Annotated in this window: 4 protein-coding genes and 1 pseudogene; 3 read left to right on the forward strand and 2 right to left on the reverse strand. The window is 64.4% G+C overall.

From position 1 onward, the window contains the following. Nucleotides 1-151: 151 nt before the first annotated feature. Nucleotides 152-1,771, reverse strand: coding sequence for an acyl-CoA carboxylase subunit beta (locus AC1DKD_RS38245; protein ID WP_441629396.1), 1,620 nt, complete (start codon nt 1,769-1,771; stop codon nt 152-154). A 179-nt stretch (nt 1,772-1,950) separates the two neighbouring features. Between AC1DKD_RS38245 and AC1DKD_RS38250 the strand changes: the two genes are divergently transcribed. Together AC1DKD_RS38250 and AC1DKD_RS38255 are read left to right on the forward strand one after the other, a co-directional pair. Further along, nucleotides 1,951-2,667: an IclR family transcriptional regulator gene (locus AC1DKD_RS38250; protein WP_441629397.1), complete on the forward strand. Its 717-nt coding sequence runs from the start codon at nt 1,951-1,953 to the stop codon at nt 2,665-2,667. A gap of 676 nt (nt 2,668-3,343) precedes the next feature. Beyond that, a complete protein-coding gene (locus AC1DKD_RS38255) occupies nt 3,344-4,198 on the forward strand; it encodes an XpsR family transcriptional regulator (RefSeq protein WP_441629398.1) in 855 nt (284 codons plus the stop codon). A 57-nt stretch (nt 4,199-4,255) separates the two neighbouring features. Here the strand turns inward: AC1DKD_RS38255 and AC1DKD_RS38260 are convergent. Next, nucleotides 4,256-4,684: pseudogene (locus tag AC1DKD_RS38260) on the reverse strand (type VI secretion IcmF C-terminal domain-containing protein); the annotation flags it as partial. A 170-nt stretch (nt 4,685-4,854) separates the two neighbouring features. Here AC1DKD_RS38260 and AC1DKD_RS38265 point away from each other — a divergent pair. Next, the coding region (locus AC1DKD_RS38265) for a DUF2167 domain-containing protein (protein ID WP_477144486.1) at nt 4,855-5,730 on the forward strand (876 nt) is incomplete at its 3' end.

The raw sequence follows: 5,730 nt of genomic DNA on the forward strand, positions 1-5,730 counted from the left end.
GACCCAAACTCGCATCGCCTTAAGGCGATACTCAAACATGGGTCCCTCTTTTCCGCTCTTTTCGCCGGATTCCGAGGCGCCCCATACGGCCTGGTACACCTACACGGCTCGCTTCGCATCGCGTGGGGGCACACACGGAGGGCGCTGGTGATCAGAACCTGGCCACGCCAAACTGCATTGCCCTCGGCGTGCGCGCCTCCGCCTCGCGTGCGGTGGCCAGTGCGAAGGCCAGCACGGCGCGGGTGTCGCGCGGGTCGATTACGCCGTCGTCCAGCAGCAGGCCGCTGGTGATGAAGGCGCTGGCCTGGCGCTCGAAGTTGGCTACGATCTCGCCGGTCTGCTGTGCCAGCCGTTCCTCGTCCACCGCTACGCCTTTGCGCTCGGCTTGCTGGCGCGCCACGATTTCCAGCGTCATGGCGGCTTGCTCTCCGCCCATCACGGCGGTGCGGGCGTTGGGCCAGGAGAAGCAGAAGCGCGGGCGGAAGCCACGGCCGCACATGCCGAAATTGCCGGCGCCGAAGGAGGCGCCGCAATAGAGGGTGATCTGCGGCACGGTGGAATTCGACAGCGCCTGGATCATCTTGGCGCCGTGCTTGATCATGCCGGCCTCTTCCGAGGCGCGGCCGACGATAAAGCCGGTGGTGTTCTGCAGGAACACGATGGGCGTGCCGCTCTGGTTGCATGCCTGGATAAACTGCGCGGCCTTGGTCGCGCCGGCCGGATCGATCGGGCCGTTGTTGCTGATGAAGCCCACCGCGTGCCCTTCGATGCGGCCGCGGCCGCACACCGTGGCCGGTCCGTAATCCGGCTTGAACGGCAACCAGGCGGAATCGTCGACGACGCGGCCGATGATCTCCAGCATATCCACAGGCTTCTTCACGTCCAGCGTCATCACGCCATCCAGTTCGCCCGCATCCAGGCGCGGCGGCTGGACGGGCTGGGGCAGGCGCGGTGCCACGGCCGGCCAGTCCAGGCTGGCCACCACATCGCGCGCCAGGGCGATGGCGTGCTCGTCGTCCTCGGCCACGAACTCCGCCAGGCCGCTGACGGTCGCGTGCAGGTCGGCGCCGCCCAGTTCCTCGTCTGTGGCGATCTCGCCGGTGGCAGCCTTGAGCAACGGCGGCCCGGCCAGGAAGGCGCGGGCACGGCCGCGTACCATCACCACGTAATCGGACAGGCCTGGCATATAGGCGCCGCCGGCGGTAGACGAGCCGTGCACCACGGTGATCACCGGCAGTCCGGCGGCGGACAACCGCGCCAGGTTGTAGAAGATGCCGCCGCCGCGCACGAACTTGTCGACGCGGTACTTGCGCAGGTTGGCCCCGGCGGACTCGACCAGATGGATAAAGGGCAGGCAATTCTCCAGCGCGATTTCCTGGCAGCGCATCAACTTGAGGTTGCCGCCTTCGGTCATGGCGCCGGCGTCGATGCCAGAGTCGGTCGCCACCACCATCGCCCGCACGCCGCGGACAAAGCCAATGCCAGCCACCAGCGAGCCTCCGGGGATGGAGGTGTCGTGGTCGGGATCGTCCATGCCGTAGCCCGCCAGGTTGGCGATTGGCAGGAAGGCGGAGGCGGGATCCAGCAGCCGGGCCAGGCGCTCGCGCGGCAGCAGCGCGCCGCGCTTGGTGAAGGCGGGGCGGGAACGTTCAGAGGCGGCGGTGGCGCGCTGCTCCAGCGCGCGCAAGCGCTCGATCAGGGCTTGCATGCCGGTGCGCTGGCTGGCGAAGGCGGGACTGGCGGAATCGATCCGGGACTCGATGGGAAGCATGGCGCTCGGCAAGGGACAAGGAATGCATCGATTGCAAACCAGGCGCCGGCGCGCGACAAGCTCAAACTCGCGATTTGTGCATAATGTGCACAACCCCGTCTTTGACGCACCTCCGGATGCCACGCCTGCCCGCCATGTCCACCCCACCCTCCCTCCTTGCCCGGCCAGCCTCCCCTCCCATGCCCGGTGTCCAGAGCCTGGAACGAGCGTTCAAACTGCTATGCCTGCTGGCCGAGCACCATGAAACCGGGCTGACTCTGCCGCAACTGGTGGCGCAGACCGGCATCGACCGCACCACCGCCCACCGCATGCTGCGTTACCTCACCCACGCCGGCTTTGCCGGGCAGGATGAACAGGGAAAGCGCTACCGGTTGGGCATGGCAGCCATGGCGATGGGCCTGCGCACCATGAACCGCTCGCCGCTGGCCAGCGCTTGCGCCACGCGCATGAAGGCGCTGGCGCGCAAGACCGGCGACACGGTGTTCCTGATCGTGCGCATTGGCGACCACGGCTACTGCATGCATGCCGAGGAAGGCAGCCACCGGGTGCAGCATTTCCACCTGCTCACGGGGAGCACGCGGCTGCTGGGACAGGGTACCGCCAGCATGGCGCTGCTGGCCAAGCTGGGCGACGAGGAAATCGCTGCGCACTTTGAGCGGCACCGTGGCGAATACGAGGGCAGCGGGCTCAGCCTGCTCAAGCTGCAGCGCGGTGTGGAACGCAGCCGTAAGCTGGGCTATGCGCTGGCGGGGGCGGGGGGCGTGGCGGGGGTAGGCTTTGCATTCGCGTTGCCGTTGGCTGGCGAGGCTGCGATCAGTATTGTCTCGACGGCTTCGCGGATGCCGGTGGCGCGGCGGCATGAGATTGGGGGAATGATCCGGGAGGCATTTGGATGACGGGGTCTCAAAAAAACACCCCCCCATCAGAGGGGATAGAAAATAAATCTGCCCCCGTGAATGCCCGGCTCTCTACGTTTTTTATGTCAGAAATTAAAATATTGTAGTGTATGACCCATACAATCTGCGCTAAAGTGCAGTGCAGCAATTCATTTTGAACATTTTTGACATTTTGCGTTTATCCAGCGGGGGCAATATCCTTGGACTCCACCTCTCCAGTGCGCCGGCGAGCCATTTCCGGGCAGCCTTCATCTCATTCACGCCGATACCGTTCGTGCCGGCTGGACACTATTCAAAGCGTCATTGACTGACACCTGCAGCGCCATCCGTGCACCGTATACATTCAACATTGACGCATATCAAATATGCATAAATACCAGGTCGAATGGCTTTGACCTGCTATTTCCTGTTTAAAAAATAACATAAGCAAATACACGCAACCCACGCGGGAGGGTTGCCCCGCCATGCCCCACAGGCAGCATGCGGGACACGTTGGATAACCCCAGCGGCACGCACGGTCGGCAGAACCGGGCGGCACGCTGCGGGAATGGGTGAATGGGGTCCCACCAAGGGATAAGGGGCAGCAATGCAGCACTCAGGGATATTCACACGCGATGAACTGGACAATTACTTTGCGTCGTACGTAGGCATGGAGGGCGGAAACCCGAGAGCCAGCGTGTGGATCTGCGACAGGAGCCCGCATCCGTGGTTCGAGCGCCTTGCCGGGCCATTGCGGCCGCGCACGGAACCCCGTGCATGGGATGACGCGTTTCGCGCGAAACACCGGGTCGATATGGGCAAGTGGCTCAACCACCAGCGCATTGCGCGCATCATGGCCGCGGCCCGCGCCGAGGCGCTGGGTATCCGGCTCGATGACAACGACTGGAAAGAATACTTCCGGGACCAGCTCTACGCACCGGACGGCGCGGAGTTCAAGCTGAACCTGTTTCCCCTGCCGATGCAACTCGATGGCCTGACGCCCTGGTCAAAGGTATTTCGCGGCCAGGCTGAACTCGTGCCCAAGGAACGCTACCTGGAACTGTGCCGGCATGGCGGGCGATTCCGCTTCCTGCGGACACTCTGCACGTACTGGCGGCCAAAGGTAGTCATCTGCATCGGCCATCGCCAGACCGACGACTTCGTGCGGGCTTTCGGGCTCGACGAAGCTGCTGGGGAGGTCCGGCAGCTACAGCCGGCAGACCAGGTAAGACTCCTGCACGTCTTCGTCAGGGATGGCACCACATGGATCCTGTGCCCCGCCCTGGCCGGCAGCGCCGGACTGACTTCGGACGTGCAGCTCAATGCGTTCGGCAAGCTGCTTGGCGCGAGTCTTGAGGCTAGCGACTTCGATAGCTTTCCGGCGCCTGCCAGCGGTCCGGAAAGATTCCTGGAGAGCCATAACGCATTGCAGGTCGGACGCGCGGCCAGCGGGCTTCCCCGAGGCGGATACCCTGCCCGGAAGAATTCCCATGCAGATCCCTCCCCCAACCAGAACCAAGCCTTATGTGCTCCCCCACTACTGAACGCTTGAGGACCGGATAAGGGCCCGCTGGCGTGATCGGATAGTACAGGGCGTGTGACGATGGCCTCATCGCGACCGGAGCGGACGTACCGCCTGCGGCTCACGACCCACGAAAATGCGCGACGGCAGGACGAACCCCCGCAACGCCAGCATTTCCAGCGGACCCTGGCCGATCTCGGTGCGCATCTCGTAGCGGATTGGATAGACCATGTCCTCGGCCACCGGCAATCGCGCGTTGCGGGTCGTCATGCTGTCCAGGTTCTCGGCGGTTTGGCCCGGGCTGGTGACCGGATTGTCACGCGGACCGGCTGATGGCCCCGTCGTGTCCGGAACGGCCCGCCAGGTCAGCTGGTAGGTCGCGACGTTCGGCGGTTCGATGTGCGCCCGTTCCAGCATCCGCACCAGTCCCCACCGGCCACCGAACTCATAGCTCTTGTTGGTGCCGGCGCGCTCGGTCTGCCATTGCAGCCGGGTTCCGACGTCCTGGAGACTGTTCCCCCTTCAATCACACTGCCGCAAATAAAAAAAACGCTAAAATCACCAATCGCCAAACCATCAGGCGATCGCACTGCATGCGAGGCCGCCGGACCCCCCCCTTCCCCTGGCCATCATCGGCAGTGCCGCAAATAACAAACAATCTAGCGAAGGGAGCGGTCATTGTGGGAATGACGGGTCATGAATTGCGTAGCATGCTGGCAAGCCTGGCATGCGGGATGAGCCTCCTTGCGTCCGGCAGCCTGCTGGCGCAGGGCAGCGACAGCAAGGAAAAGGAGATGGAGGCGGCCTGGCAGGCTGCGCAGTCCAGCGCCCAGGCAGGTCCGGCCACGGTACAACTGGGCGAACAGGCCACGCTGAAGCTGCCTGCCAGGGAAGTCTTCATTCCCCAGCCGGCCGCCGGCAAGCTCATGCACGCCATGGGCAACCTTACCGACGAGCGCCTGCTTGGCCTGGTGCTGCCCACCGGCGACGACGACTGGATGGTGGTAGCCAAGTACGAGCCCTCGGGCTACATCCGCGACGACGACGCCAAGGACTGGAATGTCGACGACCTCTTCAAATCGCTCAAGGAAGGCACGGAAGCCGCCAACGAGGAGCGCGAGAAGCACGGCATCCGCGGGCTTGAGATCGTCGGCTGGGTGGAGCGGCCCCACTATGAGGCGGCCAGCCATCGGCTGATCTGGTCGATGTCGGCACGCGAGAAGGGCCAGCCGGCCGATGCCCCCCAGTCCGTCAACTACAACACCTATGCGCTCGGGCGGGAAGGCTACGTCAGCCTGAACCTGATCACCGCGCGCGACCAGGTCGACACCAACAAGCCCGTGGTGCGCACGTTGCTGTCCRATCTCGACTTCGCCGAGGGCAAGGCCTATGCGGACTTCAATTCCAGCACCGACAAAGTGGCGGAATACGGGCTGGCCGCGCTGATCGGCGGGGTAGCGGCGAAGAAGCTGGGCCTGCTGGCCGTCCTGGCGGCGTTCTTCGCCAAGTTCGCCAAGGTGATCATGCTGGCAGTGGCGGGCATCGGCTATTCCGCCACCAAG

It is taken from the genome of Cupriavidus sp. 05T313 (genome assembly GCF_056396665.1).

What these genes read in the sequence shown, in the direction of transcription:
- AC1DKD_RS38250 (WP_441629397.1), top strand. Translation starts at nt 1,951, where the DNA reads ATGCCCGGTGTCCAGAGCCTGGAACGAGCGTTCAAACTGCTATGCCTG.
- AC1DKD_RS38245 (WP_441629396.1), bottom strand. Translation starts at nt 1,771, where the DNA reads ATGCTTCCCATCGAGTCCCGGATCGATTCCGCCAGTCCCGCCTTCGCC.